Below are 26,939 nucleotides of genomic sequence, written 5' to 3'. Positions count from 1 at the left end.
CACAATGCTGGAGCAAGGCGATGACTACCCTGAGCTGGATTCGTGGCGTCAATGGCACCCTGGGCCACCTGGCCCCTGAGCATGTGGCCGGCAAGATGCGCCGCGCATTCATGACCCCACGTACATTGCCCCCAAAAGCGTGGGAGTTGCCGCTGCTGGCCAAAGCCGAGCGCATCACCCTGCGCTTCGGGCTGTCGGCGTTGCGTTGGGGCAAGGGGCCGACAGTATTGCTGATGCACGGTTGGGAAGGGCGCCCCACCCAGTTTGCCGCGTTGATCGAGGCCCTGGTCCAGGCCGGGAATACAGTGGTGTCGTTGGAGGGGCCGGCACATGGTCGCTCTCCAGGCCATCAAGCTCACGTGGTGTTGTTCGCCCGCGCACTGCTGGAAGCGGCTGCCGAGCTGCCGCCGTTGCGCGCGGTGATAGGCCACTCCATGGGTGGGGCCAGTGTGTTGCTGGCGTTGCAGATGGGGCTGCGCGCGGAGGCGGCAGTGAGCATCGCTGCACCCGCCCGGTTGCTCGGCGTGTTGCGCGGCTTCGCGCATCGCCTGGGGTTGCCGGCGCGCGCACGGGCCGCATTCATACGCCAGGTGGAGCGGGATGTGGGGATGCAGATCACGCGCCTGGATGTCAGTGGTTACCAGTTGGAACTGCCAGGCTTGGTGGTACATGCGGCTGACGATGGCCTGGTGGCTGCCGATGAGGCCCATATCATCCACAAGGCCTGGTTCGACAGCCGCTTGCTGCTACTGGAGGAGGGCGGGCACCAGCGAGTGCTGGCCGACCCGCGCCTGGGCGAGGCGGTGCTCGAATTGCTTGCACGGGCCGGCGCGCCGGCCCGGCAAAGGGCCTGAGCATCCGTTACACTGGCTTTCAGTTGTGTTTTTGTTATTAGGAGCGTGCATGAGCTGGGACTTGGCAACACCCTTCATCATCGACCTGCGTGTCGGCAGCGAGGACATCGACGGCCTCGGCCACGCCAACAATGCCACCTATGTCACGTGGCTCGAACGCTGCGCCTGGCGCCACTCTCAGCGCCTGGGCCTGGACCTCGCCGAGTACCGCCGCCTGGACCGGGCCATGGCGGTGGTGCGCCACGAAATCGATTACCTGGCCGCGGGCTATGAAGATGACGAGCTGCAGCTGGCGACCTGGATCATCGACTGGGACCAGCGCCTGCGCATGACCCGCCGCTTTCAGCTCAAGCGCCCGCGTGATGGCGTGACCCTGTTGCGGGCGCAGACCACCTTCGCCTGTATCGAATTGTCCAGCGGCAAGCCCAAGCGCATGCCTGCAGCGTTCATCGAGGGGTACGGCCAAGCGCTGATCGGTGCCTGAAGGGCTGTGGTTTTTTGTTAGACTGCCGCCTTTTCCCGTCGAGACCCTCACATGCAAATTGCCCTGGCCCCCATGGAGGGGCTGGTCGACAACATCCTGCGCGACGTCCTGACCCGAGTGGGTGGCATCGATTGGTGCGTCACCGAGTTCATCCGCGTGTGCGACCGCCTGCTGCCGGCATCCTCGTTCGACAAGCTAGCGCCTGAATTGCGCCAAGGCGCGCGGACCGCGGCCGGGGTGCCGATGCGTGTGCAACTGCTGGGCTCCGACCCGGTCTGCCTGGCCGAGAACGCAGCGCTGGCCTGTGAGCTGGGCGCACCGGTAATCGACCTGAACTTCGGTTGCCCAGCCAAGACCGTGAACAAGTCGCGCGGCGGCGCGGTGCTGCTCAAGGAGCCAGAACTGCTGCACGCCATCGTCCGCGAAGTGCGCCGTGCGGTGCCGGCGCATATCCCGGTGACGGCGAAGATGCGCCTGGGCTTCGACAGCCCCGATGGCGCGCTGGAATGCGCCACGGCCCTGGCCGAAGGCGGTTCGGCGCATCTGGTGGTGCACGCCCGCACCAAGGTCGAGGGCTACAAGCCGCCCGCTCACTGGGAGTGGGTGGCGCGGGTGCAGGATGTGGTCAAGGTGCCGGTGTTCGCCAATGGCGAAATCTGGACCGTGGACGACTGGCGCCGCTGCCGTGAGGTCAGTGGTGCCGAACACATCATGTTGGGGCGTGGGCTGGTGTCGCGGCCCGACCTGGGCGTACAGATTGCCGCTGCCCGCGAGGGGCGCGACTACCAGCCGATGAGCTGGGACGACCTGCTACCGCTGCTGCGCGAGTTCTGGCGCCAGGCCCAGGCCAAGCTGTCGCCGCGCTATGCGCCGGGGCGGATGAAGCAATGGCTGGCAATGCTGACCCGCAGCTACCCGGAGGCGGTCGTGCTGTTTGCCGAATTGCGTCGCGAAGATGATTGCGCGCGGATCAGCCGGTTGTTGGGGGGTGAGGTACAGGCATTCGAGGCGTGTGTTGCCTGATCACGGGGAATTGCCCGATTCACGGTAGGAGCAACCTTGTGCTGCGAAGAGGTCCGTGACCCCAGTGATTTCTCGCTGTGGGCACAGGCCCCTTCGCAGCACAAGGCTGCTCCTACACAGGTTGTGATGGAACGCAAACCCGCTCAAAAAATTTTTCGTGGTCCCTCTTGAAAGCCATTTCACCGACCTTATCTTTTGAGTACGCGATGCCGAACTCGGGTCGCGCAGTGACTTACTTGCTGAATCTCAGGAGTTTATGACCATGACCACCGCTTTCTCTCTCGCTCCACTGTTCCGTCATTCCGTTGGCTTCGACCGTTTCAACGACCTGTTCGAATCCGCGGCACGTAACGAGGCCGGTAGCAGCTACCCGCCCTACAACGTGGAAAAACATGGCGAAGACCACTACCGCATCGTGGTTGCCGCAGCCGGTTTCCAGGAGCAGGACCTCGACCTGCAAGTCGAAAAAGGTGTCCTGACCGTCTCCGGTGGCAAGCGCGACAACAGCGCCGCAGAAGTGACCTACCTGCATCAGGGCATCGCCCAGCGCGCCTTCAAGCTGTCGTTCCGCCTAGCCGACCACATCGAGGTCAAGGCTGCGGGCCTGGCCAATGGTTTGCTCAGCATCGATCTGCTGCGCATCGTGCCTGAAGAAGCCAAGGCCAAACGCATCCCGATCAATGGCGACAAGCCAGCGCTGAACTGAGTGTAAGGCTGTGACAAAAAGGGCACCTTCGGGTGCCCTTTTTTGCGTGCGGGCAGTCAGTAATCCGCAGGCGCTTCCAGCAGCATCTGCCGGAATTCCTGCAACGGCAGCGGCCGGCTGTGCAGGTACCCTTGATACAAATGGCAGCCCAGTTTCTCCAGAAACTCCAGTTGCTCGGTCAGTTCCACCCCTTCGGCAATTACCGCCAGGTCCAGGCTGTGGGCCATGGCGACGATGGCGCGGACGATCTCGGCGTCATTAGGGTCTATCGGTGCGTCGCGCACGAAGGTCTGGTCGATCTTCAATGCATCCACCGGCAAGCGCTTGAGGTAGGTCAGTGACGAATAGCCCGTGCCGAAGTCGTCCATGGCAAAACTCACCCCGTAACGCTTCAGCTCGCGCATCTTGCTGATGGTGTCTTCCAGGTTCTGGATGACGATGCCTTCGGTGATTTCCAGCTTCAGCATCCGCCGTGGCAAGCGGTAGTCGTCCAGGCTGCGCAGCACCCGCCCGACGAAATCGTTCTGACGGAACTGCCGCGGGCTGATGTTCACGCACAGGCTGAAATCATCAGCGTCGATCAACCCGTCCGTGAGCATGCGCGCGCAGGCGTCGCAGGCTTCGTCGAGGATCCAGCTGCCTACTTCGAGGATCAGGCCGCTTTCTTCCAGTACCTGAATGAACTGGGCCGGTGGCTGCTGGCCGAGCTGCGGGTGGTGCCAGCGCAGCAGCACTTCGGCACCGACGATACGGTTGTCGCGGGCATCCACCTGGGGCTGGAAGTGCAAGGCCAGCTCACCCCGGGCGAGCGCCAGGCGCAGGTCGTTTTCCATGCGCAGGCGCTCGCTGGCAGCCTTTTGCATGGTGGTGTGAAACAACTGGGTGGTGTTGCGCCCGGAATCCTTGGCCCGGTACAGGGCGATATCGGCACGCTTGAGCAGGTCGGCAGGGGTAGTGCCGTGGTCGGGGATCAGCGCCACGCCGATGCTGGGGGTTACCTGCAGGCGCTGGCCATCCAGCGACATCGGTTCGGCCAGCAGTTCACGCAGGGTATCGGCCAGCTCGCGCACTTTGCTTTCGACCTGTTCGCGGCTGCCTTCCAGGCCGCTGAGCAGCACCACGAATTCATCGCCCCCCAGCCGCGCCACGGTGTCTTCCAGGCGCACGCTGGCCTCCAGGCGAGCGGTGATGATCTTCAGTACCGTATCGCCTACCGGGTGGCCCAAGGAATCGTTGATGTGCTTGAAGTGGTCGAGGTCAAGGAACAGCAGCGCGCCACGCAGGTTGTGGCGCTTGAGCAGGGCGATCTGCTGGCTCAGGCGGTCCATCAGCAGGGCGCGGTTGGGCAGGTTGGTCAGCGGGTCGTGGTACGCCAGGTGGCGGATCTGCGCCTGGGCATTTTTCAGTTGGCTGACATCGCGGGCGGTCAGCAGCAGGCAGTCGGTTTCGTTGAGGGTGATCGGTTCCACCGACACTTCGACGGTGAGGATATCGCCGCGCTTGTTGCGCCCGAGCATCTCCCGATGGTGCACTCGGCCACGCTCTTTGAGCTCGGCGAGCAGGGCGCTGCGCTGCTTGTCATCGGCCCAGATGCCCAGTTCATACACGCTGCGCCCAACCACTTCGGCCGCGCTGTAGCCGGTGAGCCGGCAGAAACCGTCGTTGATTTCCAGGTAGCGGCCGCTGTAGCGCTCGGTGATGGTGATGGCATCAGGGCTTGAGTGGAAGGCCTTGGCGAACTTCTCTTCGCTGGATTTCAGCGCCGCCTCGGCCCGTTGCTGCTGGGTAATGTCGCGCAGGGTGGTGACGCTGCAGGGGTGGTCATCGACGCTGATCAGGCAGCTGGATATCACGCAGGTCAAGGGCGCGCCGTGGCGGTGGTTGACCACCACCGCCACGTTGCTCAAGGCCTGTTCGCGGATCACCCGCTCGATGCGCTGCGCACGTTCGATGGACTCAGCCCACAGGCCGATTTCCTCGGCGGTGCGGCCGATCACTTGGTCGGCGCTCCAGCCGAACGTCTGGGTAAAGGCTGGGTTGATCTCGATGAACTGGCCGGTGTCCTGGCGGGTCACGCAGATGGGGTCAGGGCTGACCTGGAACAGGCTGGCGAATTTTTCTTCCGAGGCGCTGAGGCGTTGCTCGCGCTCGACCTGGTCGGTGATGTCCAGCAGGGTGCCGGCCATGCGCAAGGGGTTGCCCTGGTCGTCCCGGTACAGCCGTGCGCGGCTTTCGATATAGCGTGACGCGCCGTTCTCCAGCTGCACGCGGTAAGTGATCTGGTAATTGCCCGCAGGCCCTTCGCGCAGGCTGCGGTAGGCCTGGCGCATGACATTGCGCTCTTCCTCCGGTACGCCCTCGAAAAAGGCATCGAACGATTCGTGGAAGGGGATCGGGTCCAGCCCGTGCAGCTGCGCGGCACGGGCCGAGCCGTAGAGCATGCCGCTGGGGATGTGCCAGTCCCAGGTGCCCAGCTGGGCTGAGTCCAGGGCCAGGTCGAGGCGTTCCTGGCTGTCCTTGAGGGCCTGTTCGGCACGCTTGCGTTCGGTAGTGTCGACGAAGGTGCTGAGCAAAAACGTCACCCCCTCCAGTTCGATGGCCTGGGTGCAGAGGATGCCGTCGTGCACCTTGTCATTGCTGGCCCGGAACTGCACTTCCATGATCAGTGGGCCACCGCTGGCGCGGGTAGCGTCCAGCAGTTGCGGGCGCTGCTCGGGGTGCACCCACAGGCCCAGCTCCAGGCTGGTCTTGCCGATCACTTGGTTGCCTGGCCAGCCGAACATGTCTTCGAAATGCTGGTTGACCTCGAAGATCATGCCGTCGTGGCGGCGGGTCAGAAGGATGGCATTGGGGCTCAGGTGAAACAGCGTGGCAAAGCGTTTTTCCGAGTTGATCAGCGCCGTTTCGCGCTCGCGCTGGCGGGTTATCTCACGGATGACCCCGATCATCTGCGGTCGGCCGTGGCGGTCGTGAGTCAGGCTGCCGTTGATCTCCAGCCAGTGCAGGCTGCCATCCGGCCAGCGGATGCGGTGGCGCATCGCTTGCTCCACGGGCTCGCCGTTGACCACCGCCTGGAACAGCTGGCGGGTGCGTGCGCGGTCTTCTTCGGGCAGCAGGTCGAGGTAGTCGATGTCGTTGGGCAGCGGGCGTAGCGGGTCGAAACCGAACAGCGCCTGGGTACCGCGTGACCAGCTGACCCGGCCGGTTTCGATGTCCCACAGCCAGGCCCCCAGGCGGGCGCCGTTGAGCGCGGCGAGCAGTTGCGGGGCGTTTTGCCAGGCCTGTTCGGATTCCTGTGGGTCGGCCGCAGGAATGCGCGGCAGGCGCGGAAAGCGGTTTGCTGATTTGGGCATTGGTACCAGACCTTTGGCGTTTGACGCGTCCTTGAGTTGGAAATGCCGTACTGACGACCGGTCAGGCGGACCCTGCATGGCTGTCGAGCAGGGCCATGAAGGCCCTCGCCGCATTCGATAGCGTTCGCTCCGTGTGCAGAATGTAGCCTAGCTGGCGCGACAGCTGTATGCCGGGTAAAGCGATGGGTGCAACCTGATCATCGAGCATGGTGCGCGGCAGCACGCTCCAGGCCAGGCCGATGGAAACCATCATCTTGATGGTTTCCAGGTAGTTGGTGCTCATGGCGATGTTCGGCGTCAGGCCCTGGCTTTCGAACAGCCGCTGGACGATGTGGTGTGTAAAGGTATTACCACCGGGGAAGACCGCCGGGTGGCGCGCGACATCGGCCAGGCTGACCGCGTGGTTGTTGGCCAGCGGGTGTTCCGGGGCCGCCACGAAGTCCAGCGCGTCGTCCCACACCGGGATCGCCTTGATCAGGTGGTGGGGCTCTGGCGCCAGGGTGATAACGGCAATTTCAGCGCGGCCATGGAGTATCTCGTCGTAGGCAGCTTCTGAGTCCATGAACTGAATATCCAACGCCACCGAAGGATACTGCCGGGTAAAGGCCCGTAAAAGCGGGGGCAAGCGGTGCAAGCCGATATGGTGGCTGGTGGCCAGGGTCAACCGACCACTCACTTCCCCGGTCAAATTGGTCAGCGCGCGCCGGGTATCATCAAGCACGTTGAGAATCTGATAGGCCCGTGGCAACAGCGCCCGCCCGGCCTCGGTCAGGGTCACTTCACGCCCCAGTCGGTCGAACAGGCGCACGTCCAGTTGTTGCTCAAGCCCGGCGATGCGTTTGCTGATGGCGGGCTGGGTCAGGTGCAGGCGTTCGCCGGCCCCCGAGAAGCTGCCGGTCTCGGCAATGGCGATAAAAGCGCTGAGGTTGGCCAGATCCATCTTTCAGATTCCTGGTGGTTATGCAAAGTATAAAAATTATGAATTTGAGTTATTCAATCTATCGCCATAGCATCGTCCGTACAAGCCAAGGGGTCTTTGGCATAGAAAGACGCTGATGAGGAACAGTCTGATGGCTGGCAAAACGCTCTACGACAAACTCTGGGAAGCCCATGAGGTCAAGCGCCGTGATGACGGCTCGTCCTTGATCTACATCGACCGCCACATCATCCACGAAGTGACGTCGCCCCAGGCCTTTGAAGGCCTGCGCCTGGCGAACCGCAAGCCATGGCGCATCGATACCAACATCGCCACCCCTGATCACAACGTGCCGACCACGCCAGAGCGCAAGGGCGGTATCGACGCCATCGTCGACCAGGTGTCGCGCCTCCAGGTGCAGACCCTCGATGAGAACTGTGACGAGTACGGCATCGTCGAATTCAAGATGAATGACGAGCGTCAGGGCATCGTCCACGTCATCAGCCCGGAGCAAGGTGCCACCTTGCCGGGCATGACCGTGGTCTGCGGCGACTCGCACACGTCCACCCACGGCGCTTTCGGTGCCTTGGCCCACGGCATCGGCACCTCCGAGGTCGAGCATGTGCTCGCCACCCAGTGCCTGGTCGCCAAGAAGATGAAGAACATGCTGGTGCGCGTCGAAGGCGAATTGCCTGCCGGCGTCACTGCCAAGGACATCGTCCTCGCCGTCATCGGCAAGATCGGCACCGCGGGTGGCAACGGCCACGCCATGGAATTCGCCGGCAGCGCGATCCGTGGCTTGTCCATGGAAGGCCGCATGACCATCTGCAACATGTCGATCGAAGCCGGTGCCCGCGTGGGCCTGGTGGCGACCGATGCCACCACCGTCGCCTATGTCGAAGGCCGCCCCTATGCACCGAAGGGCGAGCAATGGAAGCAAGCCGTCGAGTCGTGGAAAGACCTCGTCTCCGATGAAGACGCCGTGTTCGACACCGTGGTCGAACTGGATGCCGCGCAAATCAAACCACAGGTCAGCTGGGGCACATCGCCCGAGATGGTGTTGGCCGTTGATCAGCGCGTACCGGACCCAGCTGCGGAAGCCGACCTGGTCAAGCGGGGCTCGATCGAGCGTGCCCTGAAGTACATGGGCCTGACCGCCAACCAGGCGATCACCGATATTCAGCTGGACCGCGTGTTCATCGGCTCGTGCACCAACTCGCGAATCGAAGACTTGCGCGCCGCGGCCGAAATCGCCAAGGGCCGCAAAGTGGCCGCTACCGTCAAGCAGGCCATTGTCGTCCCGGGCTCGGGCCTGGTGAAGGCGCAAGCCGAGCGTGAAGGCCTGGACAAGATCTTCCTCGAAGCCGGCTTTGAGTGGCGCGAGCCTGGTTGCTCGATGTGCCTGGCGATGAACCCGGACCGCCTGGAAAGCGGCGAGCACTGTGCCTCCACGTCCAACCGCAACTTTGAAGGCCGCCAGGGTGCCGGTGGCCGTACCCACCTGGTCAGCCCGGCCATGGCCGCCGCCGCTGCGGTGACTGGCCACTTCATCGATGTCCGCGAGTTGATCCAAGGGAGCGCAGCATGAAAGCCTTTACCCAGCACACTGGCCTCGTCGCGCCGTTGGACCGTGCCAACGTCGACACCGACCAGATCATCCCCAAGCAGTTTCTCAAGTCGATCAAGCGCACCGGCTTCGGCCCCAACCTGTTCGACGAGTGGCGCTACCTGGACGTGGGCCAGCCCTACCAGGACAACAGCAAGCGCCCGTTGAACGAAGAGTTCGTGCTCAACCACGCGCGCTACCAGGGCGCAAGCGTGTTGCTGGCGCGGGAAAACTTCGGTTGTGGTTCGAGCCGCGAACACGCGCCATGGGCGTTGGACGAGTACGGCTTCCGCAGCGTCATCGCACCGAGCTTTGCCGACATCTTCTTCAACAACAGCTTCAAGAACGGCTTGCTGCCGATCATCCTCAGCGATGAGGAAGTCGACGAGCTGTTCAAGCAGGTCGAAGCCAACCCTGGCTATCAGCTGACCATCGACCTGCAAGCCCAGGCCGTGACCCGTCCTGATGGCAAGGTGCTGCACTTCGAGATCGACGCGTTCCGCAAGCACTGCTTGCTCAACGGCCTCGATGACATCGGCCTGACCTTGCAGGACGGCGATTCGATCAAGGCCTTCGAAGTCAAGCACCGCGCCAGCCAGCCTTGGCTGTTTCGGGATGCCTGATAGGCGTAGGTGACAGGGTTGGCCCCTTCGCGGGGCAAGCCCGCTCCCACAGGAACTCCTCTGCCCTAAAGTCTTGTGCAGTACTTGTGGGAGCGGGTTTACCCGCGAAAGGGCCGGTAAAGGCAACAAGAAACCAAAAGGATTTATACATGACCAGCACCACCCACACCGACGTGGTCCAACGTCAGTTCGGCGAGCAGGCCAACGCCTACCTCAGCAGCGCCGTGCACGCCCAGGGCACCGAATTCGCCCTGCTGCAAGCCGCGCTGGCCGGCCAGGCCGAGGCCCGTGTGCTGGACCTGGGCTGCGGTGCCGGTCATGTCAGTTTCCACGTTGCGCCCTTGGTCGCCGAGGTGGTCGCCTATGACCTGTCGCAGTCCATGCTCGACGTGGTAGCCAGTGCCGCCGCCGACCGTGGCCTGGGCAATATCACCACGCAACGCGGCGCCGCCGAACGCCTGCCGTTCGCCGACGCCTCGTTCGACTTCGTTTTCAGCCGCTACTCGGCACACCACTGGAGCGACCTGGGCCTGGCCCTGCGCGAAGTGCGCCGCGTGCTGAAACCGGGCGGTGTGGCGGCCTTCATCGACGTCATGTCGCCGGGCAGCCCGTTGCTCGACACCTACCTGCAAACCGTCGAGGTGCTGCGCGACACCAGCCACGTGCGCGACTATTCCGTCGCCGAATGGCAGCGCCAAGTCAGCGAAGCTGGCCTGTATGTGCGCAGCCACACCCGGCAGCCGCTGCGCCTGGAGTTTGGCACCTGGGTCGAGCGTATGCGTACCCCCGAACCCATGCGTGTGGCCATACGCCAATTGCAGCAAGCCATGGGCGAGGAAGTGCGGCAGTATTACCAGATCGAAGCCGACGGCTCGTTCAGCACCGATGTGCTGGTACTGTGGGCTGAGCGCTGAGTTTTTTTCGGTGTGGCCGAGCTGGCCGCACCGCTTGAATGGATAGAGGAAAGCATGAGCAAGCAGATTCTGATTCTCCCAGGTGATGGCATTGGTCCGGAAATCATGGCCGAGGCGGTCAAGGTGCTGGAGCTGGCCAACGACAAGTTCCAGCTCGGCTTCAGCCTGGCCCACGACGTGATTGGTGGCGCGGCCATCGACAAGCACGGCGTGCCGCTGGCAGACGAGACCCTGGAGCGTGCGCGCCAGGCCGATGCTGTGCTGCTGGGCGCTGTGGGTGGCCCGAAATGGGACAAGATCGAGCGTGACATCCGCCCTGAGCGCGGCCTGCTGAAAATCCGTTCGCAATTGGGCCTGTTCGCCAACCTGCGCCCGGCCATCCTCTATCCGCAACTGGCCGATGCCTCGTCGCTCAAGCCGGAAATCGTCTCGGGCCTGGATATCCTCATCGTTCGCGAACTGACCGGTGGCATCTATTTCGGCGCGCCACGTGGCCAGCGTGAACTCGAAGGCGGCGAGCGCCAGGCGTATGACACGCTGCCCTACAGCGAAAGCGAAGTGCGCCGTATTGCCCGCGTCGGCTTCGACATGGCCCGTGTGCGCGGCAAGAAGCTGTGTTCGGTGGACAAGGCCAACGTTCTGGCGTCCAGCCAGTTGTGGCGCGAAGTGGTCGAAGACGTGGCCAAGGATTACCCGGATGTCGAGCTGAGCCACATGTACGTGGACAACGCGGCCATGCAGCTGGTGCGCGCGCCCAAGCAGTTCGACGTGGTAGTGACCGACAACATGTTCGGTGACATCCTGTCGGATGAAGCTTCCATGCTGACCGGTTCCATCGGCATGCTGCCGTCGGCGTCGCTGGATGCCAACAACAAGGGCATGTACGAGCCGTGTCACGGCTCGGCGCCGGACATCGCCGGGCAGGGCATCGCCAACCCGCTGGCGACCATTTTGTCGGTGTCGATGATGCTGCGTTACAGCTTCAACCAGCACGCTGCTGCCGAGGCCATCGAGCAGGCGGTCAGCCTGGTGCTGGACCAAGGGCTGCGCACCGGTGACATCTGGTCGGCCGGCTGCGACAAAGTAGGCACGCAGGAAATGGGCGACGCAGTAGTCGCAGCGCTGCGGAATCTGTAATCTCTCTGGCCCGCCACCGTTTTTGGTCGGTGGCGGCCCACTTTTAGCAAAGGTGTAGTTGCGATGAAACGTGTAGGTCTGATCGGTTGGCGCGGTATGGTCGGTTCCGTGCTCATGCAGCGGATGCTGGAGGAGCAGGATTTCGACCTTATCGAGCCGGTGTTCTTCACCACCTCCAATGTCGGTGGCCAGGGCCCGAACGTGGGCAAGGATATTGCTCCGCTCAAGGACGCTTATTCGATTGAAGAACTCAAGACCCTCGACGTGATCCTGACCTGTCAGGGCGGCGACTACACCAACGAGGTCTTCCCCAAGCTGCGTGAAGCAGGCTGGCAGGGTTACTGGATCGATGCCGCCTCGTCGCTGCGCATGCAGGACGACGCAGTGATCGTGCTCGACCCGGTCAACCGCAAGGTGATCGACCAGCAGCTCGACGCTGGTACCAAGAACTACATCGGCGGCAACTGCACCGTCAGCCTGATGCTGATGGGCCTGGGTGGCCTGTTCGAAGCTGGCCTGGTCGAGTGGATGAGTGCCATGACCTATCAGGCGGCCTCCGGTGCTGGCGCGCAGAACATGCGTGAGCTGATCAAGCAGATGGGCGCTACCCACGCGGCTGTGGCCGATGACCTGGCCAACCCGGCCAGCGCCATTCTCGACATCGACCGCAAGGTCGCCGAGGCCATGCGCAGCGAAGCCTACCCGACCGAGAACTTCGGCGTGCCGCTGGCTGGCAGCCTGATCCCGTGGATCGACAAGGAGCTGCCGAACGGCCAGAGCCGCGAAGAGTGGAAGGCCCAGGCTGAAACCAACAAGATCCTCGGCCGCTTCAAGAGCCCGATCCCGGTCGATGGCATTTGCGTGCGCATCGGCGCCATGCGCTGCCACAGCCAGGCGCTGACCATCAAGCTGAACAAGGACGTGCCGCTGGCCGATATCGAAGGCATGATCAGCCAGCACAACCCGTGGGTGAAGCTGGTGCCGAACCAGCGCGAGATCAGCATGCAGGAGCTGAGCCCGACCAATGTCACCGGTACCCTGAACATTCCGGTAGGTCGCCTGCGCAAGCTGAACATGGGTTCCCAGTACCTGGGCGCGTTCACCGTCGGCGACCAGCTGCTGTGGGGCGCTGCCGAGCCGCTGCGCCGCATGCTGCGGATCCTGCTGGAACGTTAAACCGGGTTTGATCGTTCGAAGCCCTGCAAGGCGTTGGCCTTGCAGGGCTTTTTTATTTCACACAGCGTTGGTCATGAGCGGCTCATGCGCGATCTGCAATCATTGCAGTTCAATTGTGTAGATAAAGACCTGGGAGTCACCCGCCAAGGGCTTAAGCGAAACCGAACCATCCTGCCCAACATCCACGAATTGACCAGTCTTCTTGTTCTGAAGGCGAATCCTGTGGAGCTGCCCTGCCAGGTCCTTTCGAGTTAACCAGGTGAGCCTGTCCGCACGCGGTTGCGCGCACCCCTGAAGCTTCAACTCGTCGTTCAGGCATTGGCCAGCGCCGTTCATGAGCGTGAGTTCGGTACTTCCATCTGGCAGCGGCAGGGTGGCCGTGCTGATCATGTACCAACTTTTCAGGTGATTGGGCTCGCAGGTCGACACTGCTACTGTTTCGCCCGAAGTTATCAGGCATCGACCTTTGTGCGTCACGATGAACTTCAGTAGCGCCTGTTTCTGGAACCGTTGGCCTGGGCTGTAGGTCAGCGGGGCAAGCAGTGGGGTATCGTTACCTTGGATGGTGGTGATGAACGTTCCGGTAGTCAGTTCTTGTAGATAGATTTCAGAAGGGGTCTGGGTCAGGTCTTGGCGCGTCCACCAAGCGGTATCTTTGCGAGGGAAATGGCATTCGCCAGTTGCTAACTGAGTGTTGATGCAACGGCCCGAGAGGTCGACTGGCTCGTAGGTGTCGAACAGCTGGGGGAACACTTTCTTTTGAGGGAGACGCCAAATTGCGTCCGCATTGCAGGTCGCAAGTTTCAAACCTTGATCGGTGGCCGCTAGGCAGGCGTTTCGTTCTTTTGAATACAGCCATTGCGGCTCCCAGACCTGGTTTATCTGCTCGCCGTGCTCGGCCCCCATGCTAATGACCTGGGGAAGGCGGTTCTCTTCCGGCGGTCGCTCATAAATGATGGCGTCATCCACTTTGAGCACCGCTTTGACAGGTTTGCGCTGGGAGCTGACATTGAAAACGGCCGTTTTCAATGTGTCTTTCGCGATGGGGCCGGCGTAGAGTGGGTGTGTTTCGATGGCGCCGCTGGCGTAATGAATATCGACCCGATAAGTGTGCGGGTTGCAATCGTCGCCTGGCTTGAAATGTTGCAATTCGTTCTCGCTGCTATTGGCGAGCAAGGCCAGGTCGCCGGTGCCAGTGGGGGTAATGAACCGGCCTGTGTTGCTTTCTTGCAGCTTGAGCAGGCGAGATTGATTCGTGATGTCTATGCGGCCGCGCCAGCGAACTTGTCGTTCGGCGTTGACGCAATGGCGAAAGTGAAAATTGAATTCCAGGCATTTTCCCTCCCTGTTACGCACGACGACAATCGGCGCGAGTGGCGCTTCCGCTGCGTTATCAGGGGGTACGGTTTCTAGGGTTAATTGAGCCGATTCGTCATCGCAAGCTCTCAATACCAGCCGGTCGTGTTCCGAGGCGAGGCATTGCAAGGTTGTCGTCATCAATACGGAATAGCTCGCGCTGCGCTCTGGGCGGGTCGCAGCACTGGCGGATAACTGTGCAGGGCTGAAGACATTTCCATAGTTGCTCAAAATGGCCGGATAGATTTGGTTGATGCCATCCCGGTTGTGTGACGGGTCTGAAAAGGTCACCACCAAGGTATGTACCGGCACTGCAGTTTCAATAGGGACTCGATTTGATGCGGGCGAAAGCAACGACGGCAGGGGGGCAGGTTGCCGAATGCCAGGGTCAGGGAGGCCGTGAGAGGGGGCAGTCACCGCAAGGCCGTTGCCTTCCTTGGCGGCAACGGCAGTGACGCCCATGGCCGGCGGGCGGTGGTCGTCAAACACATCAGCGTACTTTGCGCCGTCCGGCAGCCGTCCGAAGCGCTGTTGTACACGCAGCGTCTGCTGGTGGTTATAGGGAGAAATATAGCGTTTCCAACTGGCGCCTTCTGTCGATTTCAGGCCCAGCTTTTCGAACTCGTCAATCAAGGGCGCCGAAGCGGGACCGGAAGCCCAAGGCGGGGCGGAGAGTGATCCAACAACCTGGCCGAAGTAGTGCAAGCCCAGATGGTCTACCGGCAGACTGTAGCGGTGTGGGTCAGGATGTATGTGTGGCAGAAAGACATTGTCATACGCCCTGTACGACCAGTCTTCGTAGCGTGGGGGTGTATCGTGAGGAAGGCCAAAGGCGTGGCCTGTTTCATGCCAGAAGCCATTGGGGTAGTAAGGGTAATTGCAGCTGTTGCCTCCACAGCTGGCGCCTACGCCTGGCGGCAAAGGAGGCATGTCTTCTGGCGTGTCGAGCAATTGCCCCGTAATGGCCACAGGGTATCCAGATTTCTTGTCGCCCAGGTTCGAAGCCGCGCGCCAGAAATGACCCATGCCCACTTTGGCTGGTAACGTTTTGTCGCCGAACGCAGCCCACTCCATGCCATTCGTCTTGTCGTAAACATGCGGCTTTTGGTCGGGTCCCATGGCAATGATGCGTGGCCAGTAGGCTTTGCCGGTGCCTAGGTGAAGGCGTTGAGTGGGCACTTCGGAAAGCATTTCCCGTGCTGCAATACGCGCGGCAGTGGGGTTGTACTCACCGTCGAACTGATCGAGGGTATCCCTGCACGTCGACTTATCCTTGAAGATGCAGCCCTTGATGTTCATCAGCGTCAGCCCCTCGCTTTCAGGGGTCATGAACACGAATTTGTCAGCGGGTAGCGAGCCTTGAATGCTCGGGTTGCCAGCTTGCTGAAAACTGATGCGCGCATCGGCGGTGAACAGGTTCCAGGGGATCTGATAGCTGAACGTGTTTTCCCTGAACTTCGGGTAGCTGCCCTCAATGGTATTTCCAGAGAAGGTGTCCTTCTGGTCATATACCGCGGTGCCTGGAAGTGCTTCCGGGCGATCCATGCGTACGGTGGTGGTGCGGCCATCCAGCGTTATGGTCATTTCCACGTCAGTGACGGGCTTGTTGGGCCTGAACAGCACCAGGGCCGCTTTGTGCGGCACCAGAAACGGGTCGAAGATTCTGCGGGTCGCCGCTACCACATGCGTTTGGGCAAAGTCGACCTGCCCCCCCAGAGCGCCCTGCAGATCATTTCTCGGCGCATCCGCGAAGTTAGTCGGGCCGTAATCCTGAGGTACGCAGGCGCTAGTGACCAAACATGACAGCAGCGTTGTTATCAGGAGTGGGCGCATACGTGTGTCTCGATGAATAGACGTCAGGCAAGATTGGGTGCGATCGAGAAATTCTGATACTGGCAAAAATGTCAGGTAGCGCCTGTCATTCTGGCCGGCCTGATGTTCGGCTGTCGGTCGCAGAGGGGCTGGCGTATTGAGGGTGTTCGTTGTTCCATAATCCGAGTAAAGTGCCGCCCCCCGCCGTTTCAGCAAAAGGATCCCCTCCATGACCCAACCCCTGGACATCGCCGTCGTCGGCGCCACCGGTAGCGTCGGTGAAACCCTCGTACAGATCCTCGAAGAGCTGGCATTTCCGGTCGCGACCCTGCACCTGCTGGCCAGCATGGAGTCGGCGGGCAGCAGCGTGATGTTCGCAGGCAAGAAGATCAAGGTGCGTGAAGTCGACAGTTTCGATTTCGCCCAGGTCAAACTGGCCTTCTTCGCTGCCAGCCCTGGCGTCAGCCGCAGTTTCGCCAGCAAGGCCCAGCAGGCGGGCTGCACGGTCATCGACCTGTCCGGCGGCCTTGACGACGCCCTTGCCGTGGTGCCGGAAGCCAATGCCGACAGCATCGCCAACCTGAAGCTGCCTGCACGCCTGGCCAGCCCTGGCTCTGCAGCCGTTGCCCTGGCTGTCGCGCTGGCACCGCTGAAAGGCCTGCTGGACATCGAGCGGGTGCAGGTCATGGCCAACCTGGCGGTCTCTGCCCAAGGCCGCGAAGCGGTCAACGAATTGGCCCGTCAAACCGCCGAGCTGCTCAATGCCCGCCCGTTGGAGCCGCGCTTCTTCGACCGCCAGGTGGCGTTCAACCTGCTGGCTCAGGTGGGTGCGGTTGACGAACAAGGCCATGCTGGCCTTGAGCGGCGCCTGGTCAGCGAGCTGCGCGAGCTGCTGGGGCAGCCCGAACTGAAGATTTCCGTGACCTGCATTCAAGTCCCGGTGTTTTTCGGCGATAGCTTCAGTGTGGCGGTGCAAAGCCGTAAACCGGTAGACCTGGCGGCAGTCAATGCTGCGTTGGAGAATGCCGACAGCGTCGAACTGGTCGCGCGCGACGATTATCCGACGCCGGTAGGTGACGCAGTGGGCCAAGACGTGGTCTATGTTGGACGTGTACGCCATGGTGTCGATGATGACCAGCAGCTCAACCTCTGGCTGACCACCGACAACCTGCGCAAAGGCGCCGCGCTCAACGCTGTGCAAGTGGCGCAATTGTTGATTAAACACAGGCTGTAAAAGATACTGCGAGCACTTTTGTCCTGCTCTGCATGCAGGTTTCGGGACGATTCATACAAGGGAAGAGGTCATGCTTCGAATTCGCAAACTGGTCCTGGCCATGGCTGCTGCCTCGGCGCTGTCGTCGGGCATGGCCAATGCGTTGGGCTTGGGGGAGCTGACCCTCAAGTCGGCACAGAATCAGCCGCTGGACGCCGAGATCGAATTGCTCGACGTGCGCGACCTCACTGCCGCCGAAGTGGCGCCGAGCCTGGCGCCGCCGGAAGAGTTCAGCAAGGCGGGGGTAACCTTTGCGACTTACCTCGAAGACCTGACATTCACGCCGGTGATCAACCCCAACGGCAAGAGCGTGCTGCGCGTCACCTCCAGCCAGCCGCTGCCGGGGTCTGTGGTCAAGTTTCTGGTGCAGGTGATGTGGCCGCAGGGGCGACTGCTGCGTGACTACAGCGTCCTGCTCGACCAGGCCAAGGCCCAGGGCAAACAGCCTGCACCAGGCAATGTCGCACCCGCAGTGACGGGCGCCAGCAACTACACCACACAGCGCCGCGACACCCTGTGGCAGATTGCTGCGCGCAACAGCCAGGGCGGCTCGATTCAGCAGACCATGATCGCGATCCAGGCGCTGAACCCGGACGCCTTCATTGGCAACAACATCAACCAATTGAAGGTGGGCCAGGTACTGCGCCTGCCCGACCAGCAACAAATCCAGGCCATTGCTCAGGGTGAGGCGGTTCGCGACGTGGCCGAGCAGTATGCGGCCTGGCGTGAAGGCCGGCGCCTGGGGCCGCGTGCCCGTCAGCTCGACGCCACCCGCCGCGGTGCCGCCGAGGCCGCGCCAGAGCGCATTGCCCAGGGTGACAACCTGCGCCTGGTCAGCCCCGGCAACCAGGCAGGCGCTGCGCCGGCCAAAGGGCTGAACGACAAACTGGCCGTGGCCCAGGAAAGCCTCGATACCAGCCGTCGTGACAACGATGAGCTCAAGAGCCGCATGGCGGACCTGCAGAGCCAACTGGACAAGCTGCAGCGTCTGATCGCGCTGAAAAACGACCAGTTGGCCCGGCTTGAAGCCCAGGGCGCAGCAGGTCAGGCGCCAGTCGCCGCTGCTCTGCCAGGCGAGCCTGCGCCGGCCAATCCGGCAGCTAATGCCGAGCCGGACGTTAAACCTGCACCGGCGGCCGTCGATACCGCGCCGGCCAGTGTGCCTGACGCCCAGCCGCGCGCTGACGGCGTGCTTGGCAACCCGTTGCTGCTGTGGCTGATTGCAGGGTCTGCGTTCCTTGTGCTGTTGTTGCTGCTGGTGCTGTTGATGCGCAAGCGCAAGGCCCAGGAAGAAGCCGAGAAACACCTGCGCATGGCGCGGGCCTTGGCTGAGGAAGAGCAGGGTGCGGGCCTGGATATCGATGCCGACAGCTTTGAAGGCCTGGAGGTTTCGGCGCCGAGCGTAACGCTGTCGCCAGCGGTGGTCGCGGCGTCTGCTGCTGCCGCCACTGCTGCAGAAAAGCCCGCGGTCGCGCTCGCCGAGCCAGCGCCGCAGCCAGACACGACGGCCGCCCTGTTGGCGGAAGTCGAGCAAAGCCTGCAAAGCGGCCGCCTGAATCATGCCGCCGAGCTGCTTGAAACGGCTCTTGCCGCAGAGCCTGAGCGTGACGTACTGCGCCTGAAACTGATGGAAGTGTATGCCCGTCAGGGTGATCACAGTGCGTTCGTCGAGCAGGAGCGTGTGCTGCCAGCGACTGAGCAGAATGTTGCTCAGGTCGACGAACTCAAAGGCCGTTTCCCAGCCATGCTGGGGCTGGCCGCCGCCGGTTTGGGTGCGGCAGCGTTGGCTGCCGAGATGGATGAGCAGTACGTGCAGGGCCTGCTGCAAGATCAGTCTGAGGCGCCGGTGGTTGAAGACATCGTGCCCGAGGCCGAGCCAGAGGTGCTGGCGGAGCCCGATTTTGTCGCAGAGCAAGCGCTGGACGACATCGTCGAGCCTGAGGCCGAGGCCATTAGCGAGGTTCCGTCGCTTGATGAGTCGGACCTGGACAGCGACTTCGACCTGAGCCTGGGTGAAGACCTGCCCGAGGAAGACCCGTTGGCAGCGCCGCTGCTGGACGAGCCAGTGCTGGACGAAGTTGTGCTGGATGAACCTGTATTGGACGAAGTGCAGGTAGAGGAACAGCCCGCTGCTGTGGAGGCTGAGCTGCAAACTGACGCTGAAACAGACATTGCCGCCGATGCCGATGCTGATTTCGAAGCGATGCTGGCGCAAGCCGAGCCTCAGCCCGTTGCCGATCTGGATGACTTCGACCTCGACGTCAGCGAGCCCGTGGCCCCGGCTGTCGCCGAAGAGGCGCCGGTAGACGTTGCCGCCGAGCTGGCAGCCTTCGACAGCGTGCCAGAGTTTGACCCGATCACCGAACTGGACCTGCCGTCGGACTTCGACCTTTCGCTGTCGCTGGAGGATGACTCGCCGGCTGCCAAGAGCTTTGCTTCGGAGCTGGATGACGTCAACGCGGAGCTGGACAAGCTGTCCCAGAACCTCGAGTCGCCTTCGCTGGAGCCGCACTTCACCGCTGAAGACGCCGTTGAGCAGCCCGAGCCCGAGCCACTGGACGACTTGGACTTCGACTTCTTCTCTGGCAGTGATGAAGTCGCCACCAAGCTCGACCTGGCGCGCGCCTATATCGACATGGGCGACCACCAGGGTGCCCGTGACATCCTCGATGAAGTCGTCAAGGATGGCGACGGGACGCAGCGTCAGGAAGCCGAGGACCTGTTGTCTCGGTTGGTCTGAGCCCCGTTCTGAGGTCTCGCGGCTAAACAGATGTAACCACCCCCAACGGCAGCCCAACAGGGCTGCCGTTGTCGTTATAATCCCGCCATTGCGTAATCACCACAGGTTTCATGCTCTTGGACATCATCGACACCGCCGCCGAATCCGCGGCTGAAGGCTACTCCCGCATCGCCCTGGGCGTGGAATACAAGGGCTCGCGCTACCGCGGCTGGCAGCGCCAGGCCAGCGGCGTGCCCAGCGTCCAGCAAGCCCTCGAGCAGGCGTTGTCGAAAGTCGCGAACGAGCCGATTTCCGTGATCTGTGCCGGGCGAACTGATGCCGGGGTTCACGGTTGCGGGCAAATCGTGCACTTCGACACGCGCGCCATCCGCGATGAGCGCGCCTGGACCCTGGGCACCAATTTCAACCTGCCCCACGACATCAGCGTGGTCTGGTCGCGCCCGATGCCGGCGGACTTCCATGCCCGCTTCAAGGCCACCGCCCGGCGTTACCGCTACGTCATCTACAACGACCCGATCCGCCCCGCGCACCTGGCCGAGGAGGTGACCTGGAACCACCGCCCGCTGGACGTCGAACGCATGGCCGAAGCCGCCGAATTCCTGCTCGGTACCCACGACTTCAGCGCCTTCCGCGCCAGCCAGTGCCAGGCCAAGTCGCCGATCAAGCACATCCATCACCTGCGCGTCACCCGCCATGGCCAGATGATCGTGCTGGACGTGCGTGCCACGGCGTTCCTGCACCACATGGTGCGCAACATCGCCGGTGTGTTGATGACCATCGGCGCGGGTGAACGGCCCGCCACCTGGGCGCGGGAAGTACTGGAAGGGCGCAACCGCCGCGAGGGTGGGGTGACGGCACACCCGTACGGTCTGTACCTGGTGCAAGTGGAATACCCCGAAGCCTTCCAACTGCCCCAACGTTACATCGGCCCACACTTTTTGACCGGCTACGAGGCATTGGCAGACTGACGGGCCAAAAGCCTTTTGCTAACATCCGGCCTTCACCGAAACAGCAGGGTTCGCAGTCCATGAGCAACGTTCGCAGCAAGATCTGCGGGATTACCCGCATCGAAGACGCGCTGGCTGCCGCCGAGGCGGGGGCCGATGCCATCGGCTTCGTCTTCTACGCCAAGAGCCCGCGTGCCGTGGACGTGCGCCAGGCGCGCGCGATCATTGCCGAGCTGCCGCCGTTCGTGACCACTGTCGGGTTGTTCGTCAACGCGTCGCGTTGCGAGCTCAACGAGATCCTCGAAGTGGTTCCCCTGGACCTGCTACAGTTCCACGGCGATGAAGCCCCGCAAGACTGTGAAGGCTTCCATCGCCCCTGGATCAAGGCCCTGCGCGTGCGCCCGGGTGATGACCTGGAAGCGGCCTGCCGGCTTTATGCTGGCGCCCGCGGTATCTTGCTGGACACCTATGTGCCCGGCGTGCCCGGGGGCACGGGGGAAGCCTTTGACTGGTCGCTGGTACCGGCGCGCCTGAGCAAGCCGATTATCCTGGCCGGTGGCCTGGACGCGCAGAATGTCGGCCGGGCCATTGCCCAGGTCAGGCCTTATGCGGTGGATGTCAGTGGCGGGGTGGAGCAGGCCAAGGGCATCAAGGATGCGGCAAAGATCGAAGCCTTCATGCGTGCGGTGCAACAGGCGTGACGGTGGATGTGACGGTTGGCGGCGCACCATCGTCCATAGCTATCGCAGCCCCTGCGGGGCGCCCGCCGATGCGGTGGGCGAACAACACATTAACGGTGGCGCGGCGCGCCGGAAGCCCCGGCGGCCGTTCCATCATCGTTTCATAAAAGATTTTGAGCTCAAGGGCAGGGCAGGCCGGTTACGCCGGCCCCCGCCCGCCGATACTGGAGAAAGAAAGCATGAGCAACTGGTTAGTCGACAAACTGATCCCTTCGATCATGCGTTCCGAGGTGAAGAAGAGCTCGGTGCCTGAAGGCCTGTGGCACAAGTGCCCGGCTTGCGAGGCCGTGCTGTATCGTCCGGAGCTGGAAAAGACCCTCGATGTCTGCCCTAAGTGCAACCACCACATGCGCATCGGCGCACGTGCGCGTATCGACATCTTCCTCGACGCCGAAGGCCGTGCTGAGCTGGGCGCCGAGCTGGAGCCGGTCGACCGCCTGAAATTCCGCGATGGCAAGAAGTACAAGGACCGCCTCACCGGTGCGCAGAAGCAGACCGGCGAAAAAGACGCGCTGATCTCCATGAGCGGTACCCTGATGGGCATGCCGATCGTGGTCAGCGCGTTCGAATTCTCCTTCATGGGCGGCTCCATGGGTGCCATCGTCGGTGAGCGTTTCGTTCGCGCCGCCAACTACGCCCTGGAAAACCGCTGCCCGATGGTCTGTTTCTCGGCCTCCGGTGGCGCGCGCATGCAGGAAGCGCTGATCTCGCTGATGCAGATGGCCAAGACCTCGGCTGTGCTGGCGCGCCTGCGTGAAGAAGGCATTCCGTTCATCTCCGTGCTGACCGACCCGGTCTACGGCGGCGTTTCCGCCAGCCTGGCGATGCTGGGCGACGTCATCGTCGGCGAGCCCAAGGCACTGATCGGCTTTGCCGGCCCGCGCGTGATCGAGCAGACCGTACGTGAGAAGCTGCCAGAAGGCTTCCAGCGCAGCGAGTTCCTGCTGGAGCACGGCGCCATCGACCTGATCATCTCCCGTGGCGAACTGCGCCCGCGCCTGGCCCGTCTGCTGGCCCAGATGACCGGCCAGGAAACCCCGGAGCAGGCACGTGAGGCGGCTGCGGTCGCGTGATGAAACAACGATCCCTGGGCGAATGGCTCGCCTACCTCGAGCAGTTGCACCCTTCGGCCATCGACATGGGGCTGGAGCGTTCGCAGAACGTGCTTGCCCGCCTGGCGCTGGGCAAGCTGGCACCGCGCGTGGTGACCGTCACTGGCACCAATGGCAAGGGTTCCACCTGCGCCTTCGTCGCCGCGATGCTGCGTGCCCAGGGGCTCAAGGTGGGCGTGTACAGCTCGCCACACCTGTTGCGTTACAACGAGCGGGTGCTCATCAATGGCCAAGAGGCCAGTGATGAGCGCCTGTGCGAAGCCTTCGCCGCCGTCGAGGCGGCGCGAGGCGACATTTCCCTGACCTATTTCGAGATGGGCACCCTGGCGGCGTTCTGGTTGTTCTACCAGTCCAAGCTGGATGCTGTGGTGCTCGAAGTGGGGCTCGGTGGCCGTCTGGACACCGTGAACGTGGTGGATGCCGACCTGGCGCTGGTGACCAGCATCGGTGTCGACCATGTCGATTACCTGGGTGATACCCGTGAGCTTGTCGCCTTCGAGAAGGCCGGCATTTTCCGTGCTGGCAAGCCGGCGCTGTGTGGCGACCTTGACCCGCCGCAGCCCTTGCTGGACAAGGCCCATGAGCTGGCGGCGCCGTTGTTCTTGCGTGGGCGTGACTTCGACCTGGAAAGCACAGGCGACAGCTGGCACTGGCGTGGGAAAACGGCGGAGGGTGGCCTGGTAGCGTTGCGCGATCTGCCGCTGCTAGACCTGCCCATGGAAAACGCCACCCTGGCCCTGCAGGCCTACCTGTTGATGGGGCTGCCCTGGGATGCCGGTCAACTGCGCCAGGCGCTGCTCGATACCCGTATCACCGGTCGCCTCGATCGCCGTGAGGTGCGCTGGCAGGGCAAGCGTGTGGAGCTGTTGCTGGATGTCGGGCATAACCCGCATGCTGCGGCGTACCTGGCACGGCGCCTGGCGGCAAGTCCGGTCAAGGGGCGCCGCCTGGCAGTGTTCGGCCTGCTGGCCGACAAGGACCTGCCGGGCGTTGTCGAGCCTTTGCAGGCACTGGTCGACGACTGGGCGGTCGCACCGCTGGACACGCCGCGCAGCCGTCCGGCCGCAGAACTGGCTGACGCCTTGACGAACCTCGGCGCCGCGGTGAAGTCTTATGCCAGCGTTGACGCTGCCCTCGAAGGGCAATGCGCGCAGGCGACGGCGGATGATCAGGTCCTGCTGTTCGGTTCGTTTTTCTGTGTCGCCCAGGCCCTGGAGTGGTTGGCGCGGCAGGCCCCGGAGGGTTGAGTAGATGGCAGTGCTGGATAAAGGGATGAAACAGCGCATGGTGGGTGCGTTGGTGCTGGTGGCGCTGGCGGTGATCTTCCTGCCGATGCTGTTCACCCGCGAGGACGAGATGCGCCAGGTGCGTGTCGAGGCCCCGCAGGCGCCGGCCATGCCGAGCCTGCCAGAGGTGCAAGTGGAGCCGGTCGCCGTGCCGGAGCCGCAGGTGCTTGCAGAGGAGCCGCAGCAGCCACCGGTGGTGGTTGACGAGTCTACCGCGCCAGCCAGCACGCCTAGCCAGCCGGTTACGCCATCCCCGCAAACGCAGGCCCAGGCTGCCAAGCCGCCAGCGCCCAAGGTTGAAGCCACACCGGCCGCCACCCCTGCGCCTGCCGTTGCCGCCGCCAAGCCGGCAGCGCCGTCTAAGATCGACGTGAATGGGTTGCCGGTCAGTTGGTCTATCCAATTGGCCAGCCTTTCCAATCGTGCCGGGGCTGAAAGCCTGCAGCAGACGTTGCGAAGCCAGGGCTACAACGCCTACATCCGCTCGGCGGGCGGTATGAACCGGGTGTACGTCGGGCCACTGATCGAGCGCGCCGAGGCCGAGCGCGTACGTGATGCAATCAACCGCAAGCACAGCCTCAAAGGCTTTGTGGTGCGCTTCCAGCCCGAGCGCGGCTGATAGCGCTGCCTCTTTGTAGGAGCGGCCTTGCGTCGCGAAAGGCCGCTCCTACAAGTATCGCGCAGTTGTTAATCGGCCCGACATTCCGCTTACCCCCAGCCCGCCGCTCTGGTAAAATGCGCCGCCTCAAACGTCTGCAGGCAGCACCGTGGCATTTACCTGGGTTGATTGGGCGATCATCGCGATCATCGCCGTCTCCACACTGATCAGTCTCAAGCGCGGCTTCGTCAAGGAAGCCTTGTCCTTGCTCATCTGGATCATTGCCGGTGCGGTTGCCTGGATGTTCGGTGGCTCGCTCTCGGTGTATCTTGAAAGCTACATCCAGACGCCATCGATGCGCATCATCGCAGGCTGCGCCATTCTTTTCGTCGCCACCCTGCTGGTGGGGGCCATGGTCAACTTCCTTGTCGGCGAGCTGATCCGCGTGACCGGGCTGTCGGGTACCGATCGTTTCCTCGGCATGGCTTTCGGCGCCGCGCGCGGGGCCTTGCTGGTGGTAGTGGCCATCGGGCTGCTTAGCCTGGGGCCGGTTCAACAAGACACTTGGTGGCAGGAATCACGCCTGATACCACAATTTCTCTTGGTCGCTGACTGGTCGAAAAACCTGATTCTGGGTTTCACCAGCCAGTGGATGTCCAGTGGGGTGATCAGCACACCGGCTGATCTCCCGTTCAAGGAACAGTTGCTCGGGCCGGCAAAGCCCTGAGCGCTATTCACTCAAGTTTCGTCAAAGTAGGGGTTGCGTCGCATGTGTGGCATCGTCGGTATCGTCGGTAAGTCGAACGTCAATCAGGCGCTGTATGACGCGCTTACGGTCCTCCAGCACCGCGGCCAGGACGCTGCCGGTATCGTGACCAGCCATGACGGCCGGTTATTCCTGCGCAAGGATAATGGCCTGGTGCGCGATGTCTTCCAGCAGCGCCACATGCAGCGGCTGGTCGGCCACATGGGTATCGGCCACGTGCGCTACCCAACGGCGGGCAGCTCGACCTCGGCCGAGGCCCAGCCGTTCTACGTCAACTCGCCGTACGGCATCACCCTGGCGCACAACGGCAACCTGACCAACGTCGAGCAGTTGGCCAAGGAGATCTACGAGTCCGACCTGCGCCACGTCAACACCAATTCCGACTCGGAAGTGCTGCTGAACGTGTTCGCCCACGAGCTGGCCGTACGCGGCAAGCTGCAGCCGACCGAAGAAGACGTGTTCGCTGCGGTTTCCCACGTGCACAGCCGCTGCGTAGGTGGTTATGCGGTGGTGGCCATGGTCACCGGTTATGGCATCGTCGGTTTCCGTGACCCGAACGGTATTCGCCCGGTGGTGTTCGGCCAGCGTCACACCGACGAAGGTGTGGAGTACATGATCGCCTCCGAAAGCGTCGCCCTGGACGTGCTGGGCTTCACCCTGATCCGCGACCTGGCGCCGGGCGAAGCGGTGTACATCACCGAAGAAGGCCAGCTGTACACCAAGCAGTGTGCACAAAACCCGAAACTGCAGCCGTGCATCTTCGAACACGTCTACCTGGCTCGTCCGGACTCGATCATGGATGGCGTCTCGGTGTACAAGGCGCGCCTGCGCATGGGCGAAAAGCTGGCCGAGAAGATCCAGCGTGAACGCCCTGAGCACAACATCGACGTGGTCATCCCAATCCCGGACACCAGCCGCACTGCGGCGCTGGAACTGGCCAACCACCTGGGCGTCAAGTTCCGCGAAGGCTTCGTCAAGAACCGCTACATCGGCCGTACCTTCATCATGCCCGGCCAGGCCGCGCGCAAAAAATCGGTACGCCAGAAGCTCAACGCCATCGAGCTGGAATTCCGCGGCAAGAACGTGATGCTGGTGGACGACTCGATCGTGCGCGGCACCACCTGCAAGCAGATCATCCAGATGGCCCGCGAAGCCGGCGCCAAGAACGTCTACTTCTGCTCCGCAGCCCCTGCGGTGCGCTACCCCAACGTCTACGGCATCGACATGCCGAGCGCTCACGAACTGATCGCCCACAACCGCACCACCGAACAGGTGGCCGAGTTGATCGGCGCCGACTGGCTGATTTACCAGGACCTGCCGGACCTGATCGAATCGGTCGGTGGCGGCAAGATCAAGATCGAGCACTTCGATTGCGCAGTGTTCAATGGTGAATACGTCACCGGCGACATCGACGCAGCCTACCTTGATCGTATCGAGCAGGCCCGTAACGACCTGGCGAAGGTGAAGACCCAGGCGGTCAGCGCGATCATCGACCTCTACAACAACTGATTAGGGAG

Annotated in this window: 21 protein-coding genes; 18 read left to right on the top strand and 3 right to left on the bottom strand. The window is 62.7% G+C overall.

The window, feature by feature from the left end; translation table 11 throughout:
• Positions 1-20 precede the first annotated feature (20 nt).
• From QOS90_RS21360 to QOS90_RS21345, 4 genes are all read left to right on the top strand, one after another.
• The gene (locus tag QOS90_RS21360) at positions 21-854 is read left to right on the top strand and encodes an alpha/beta fold hydrolase (protein ID WP_085273682.1); all 834 of its coding nucleotides are present in this window, start codon (positions 21-23) and stop codon (positions 852-854) included.
• Positions 855-903: 49 nt separating this feature from the next.
• Positions 904-1,338: an acyl-CoA thioesterase gene (locus QOS90_RS21355; protein WP_027596737.1), complete on the top strand. Its 435-nt coding sequence runs from the start codon at positions 904-906 to the stop codon at positions 1,336-1,338.
• 51 nt (positions 1,339-1,389) lie between these two features.
• Positions 1,390-2,361 (top strand): tRNA dihydrouridine synthase, encoded by a 972-nt coding sequence (locus QOS90_RS21350; protein WP_085273681.1) that lies wholly within the window; start codon positions 1,390-1,392, stop codon positions 2,359-2,361.
• A gap of 262 nt (positions 2,362-2,623) precedes the next feature.
• Positions 2,624-3,067: an Hsp20 family protein gene (locus QOS90_RS21345; RefSeq protein WP_027596735.1), complete on the top strand. Its 444-nt coding sequence runs from the start codon at positions 2,624-2,626 to the stop codon at positions 3,065-3,067.
• 56 nt (positions 3,068-3,123) lie between these two features.
• On the opposite strand, the gene QOS90_RS21340 is transcribed toward QOS90_RS21345, so the two are convergent.
• Positions 3,124-6,420 (bottom strand): bifunctional diguanylate cyclase/phosphodiesterase, encoded by a 3,297-nt coding sequence (locus QOS90_RS21340; protein ID WP_085273680.1) that lies wholly within the window; start codon positions 6,418-6,420, stop codon positions 3,124-3,126.
• 61 nt (positions 6,421-6,481) lie between these two features.
• On the bottom strand, positions 6,482-7,360 hold the full coding sequence (locus tag QOS90_RS21335) for a LysR family transcriptional regulator (RefSeq protein WP_027596733.1): 879 nt from the start codon (positions 7,358-7,360) through the stop codon (positions 6,482-6,484).
• Positions 7,361-7,490: 130 nt separating this feature from the next.
• Between QOS90_RS21335 and leuC the strand changes: the two genes are divergently transcribed.
• The 5 genes from leuC to asd all read left to right on the top strand — a co-directional run bounded on the left by leuC (position 7,491) and on the right by asd (position 12,792).
• A complete protein-coding gene (leuC, locus tag QOS90_RS21330; RefSeq protein WP_027596732.1) occupies positions 7,491-8,924 on the top strand; it encodes a 3-isopropylmalate dehydratase large subunit in 1,434 nt (477 codons plus the stop codon).
• A complete protein-coding gene (leuD, locus tag QOS90_RS21325; RefSeq protein WP_085273679.1) occupies positions 8,921-9,565 on the top strand; it encodes a 3-isopropylmalate dehydratase small subunit in 645 nt (214 codons plus the stop codon). The genes leuC and leuD overlap by 4 nt, the downstream gene beginning before the upstream one ends.
• Positions 9,566-9,714: 149 nt before the next feature.
• Complete coding sequence (locus QOS90_RS21320; protein WP_027596730.1) at positions 9,715-10,479, top strand: class I SAM-dependent methyltransferase; 765 nt, start codon at positions 9,715-9,717, stop codon at positions 10,477-10,479.
• A gap of 54 nt (positions 10,480-10,533) precedes the next feature.
• Positions 10,534-11,616 carry a 3-isopropylmalate dehydrogenase gene (gene leuB / locus QOS90_RS21315; protein ID WP_027596729.1) on the top strand — a complete coding sequence of 361 codons (1,083 nt, stop codon included), beginning with the start codon at positions 10,534-10,536 and terminating at the stop codon, positions 11,614-11,616.
• 63 nt (positions 11,617-11,679) lie between these two features.
• Entirely contained in the window at positions 11,680-12,792 is a 1,113-nt protein-coding gene (asd, locus tag QOS90_RS21310) for an aspartate-semialdehyde dehydrogenase (protein ID WP_027596728.1), read from the top strand.
• A 99-nt stretch (positions 12,793-12,891) separates the two neighbouring features.
• On the opposite strand, the gene QOS90_RS21305 is transcribed toward asd, so the two are convergent.
• Entirely contained in the window at positions 12,892-15,981 is a 3,090-nt protein-coding gene (locus tag QOS90_RS21305) for a TagA domain-containing protein (RefSeq protein WP_085273678.1), read from the bottom strand.
• A gap of 208 nt (positions 15,982-16,189) precedes the next feature.
• Between QOS90_RS21305 and QOS90_RS21300 the strand changes: the two genes are divergently transcribed.
• The 9 genes from QOS90_RS21300 to purF all read left to right on the top strand — a co-directional run bounded on the left by QOS90_RS21300 (position 16,190) and on the right by purF (position 26,931).
• Entirely contained in the window at positions 16,190-17,194 is a 1,005-nt protein-coding gene (locus QOS90_RS21300; protein WP_027596727.1) for an aspartate-semialdehyde dehydrogenase, read from the top strand.
• A 70-nt stretch (positions 17,195-17,264) separates the two neighbouring features.
• Positions 17,265-19,973: a motility hub landmark protein FimV gene (locus tag QOS90_RS21295; protein ID WP_085273677.1), complete on the top strand. Its 2,709-nt coding sequence runs from the start codon at positions 17,265-17,267 to the stop codon at positions 19,971-19,973.
• A 110-nt stretch (positions 19,974-20,083) separates the two neighbouring features.
• A complete protein-coding gene (gene truA, locus QOS90_RS21290) occupies positions 20,084-20,941 on the top strand; it encodes a tRNA pseudouridine(38-40) synthase TruA (protein ID WP_027596725.1) in 858 nt (285 codons plus the stop codon).
• A gap of 59 nt (positions 20,942-21,000) precedes the next feature.
• Complete coding sequence (locus QOS90_RS21285) at positions 21,001-21,621, top strand: phosphoribosylanthranilate isomerase (protein WP_027596724.1); 621 nt, start codon at positions 21,001-21,003, stop codon at positions 21,619-21,621.
• Between the two features lie 218 nt (positions 21,622-21,839).
• Positions 21,840-22,733 carry an acetyl-CoA carboxylase, carboxyltransferase subunit beta gene (accD, locus tag QOS90_RS21280; RefSeq protein ID WP_027596723.1) on the top strand — a complete coding sequence of 298 codons (894 nt, stop codon included), beginning with the start codon at positions 21,840-21,842 and terminating at the stop codon, positions 22,731-22,733.
• Positions 22,733-24,019 (top strand): bifunctional tetrahydrofolate synthase/dihydrofolate synthase, encoded by a 1,287-nt coding sequence (gene folC / locus QOS90_RS21275; RefSeq protein WP_027596722.1) that lies wholly within the window; start codon positions 22,733-22,735, stop codon positions 24,017-24,019. Before accD ends, folC begins: the two co-directional genes overlap by 1 nt.
• A gap of 4 nt (positions 24,020-24,023) precedes the next feature.
• Positions 24,024-24,677 carry an SPOR domain-containing protein gene (locus QOS90_RS21270; protein WP_085273676.1) on the top strand — a complete coding sequence of 218 codons (654 nt, stop codon included), beginning with the start codon at positions 24,024-24,026 and terminating at the stop codon, positions 24,675-24,677.
• A gap of 148 nt (positions 24,678-24,825) precedes the next feature.
• Positions 24,826-25,383 carry a CvpA family protein gene (locus tag QOS90_RS21265; RefSeq protein WP_012313468.1) on the top strand — a complete coding sequence of 186 codons (558 nt, stop codon included), beginning with the start codon at positions 24,826-24,828 and terminating at the stop codon, positions 25,381-25,383.
• Between the two features lie 42 nt (positions 25,384-25,425).
• Positions 25,426-26,931: an amidophosphoribosyltransferase gene (purF, locus tag QOS90_RS21260; RefSeq protein ID WP_027596720.1), complete on the top strand. Its 1,506-nt coding sequence runs from the start codon at positions 25,426-25,428 to the stop codon at positions 26,929-26,931.
• The last annotated feature ends 8 nt before the right edge of the window (positions 26,932-26,939 follow it).

Origin of the sequence: Pseudomonas sp. LAIL14HWK12:I10, assembly GCF_900184205.1 — a bacterium.
Taxonomy (GTDB): domain Bacteria; phylum Pseudomonadota; class Gammaproteobacteria; order Pseudomonadales; family Pseudomonadaceae; genus Aquipseudomonas; species Aquipseudomonas kermanshahensis.
This window is presented reverse-complemented; position numbering and strand designations above follow the sequence as displayed.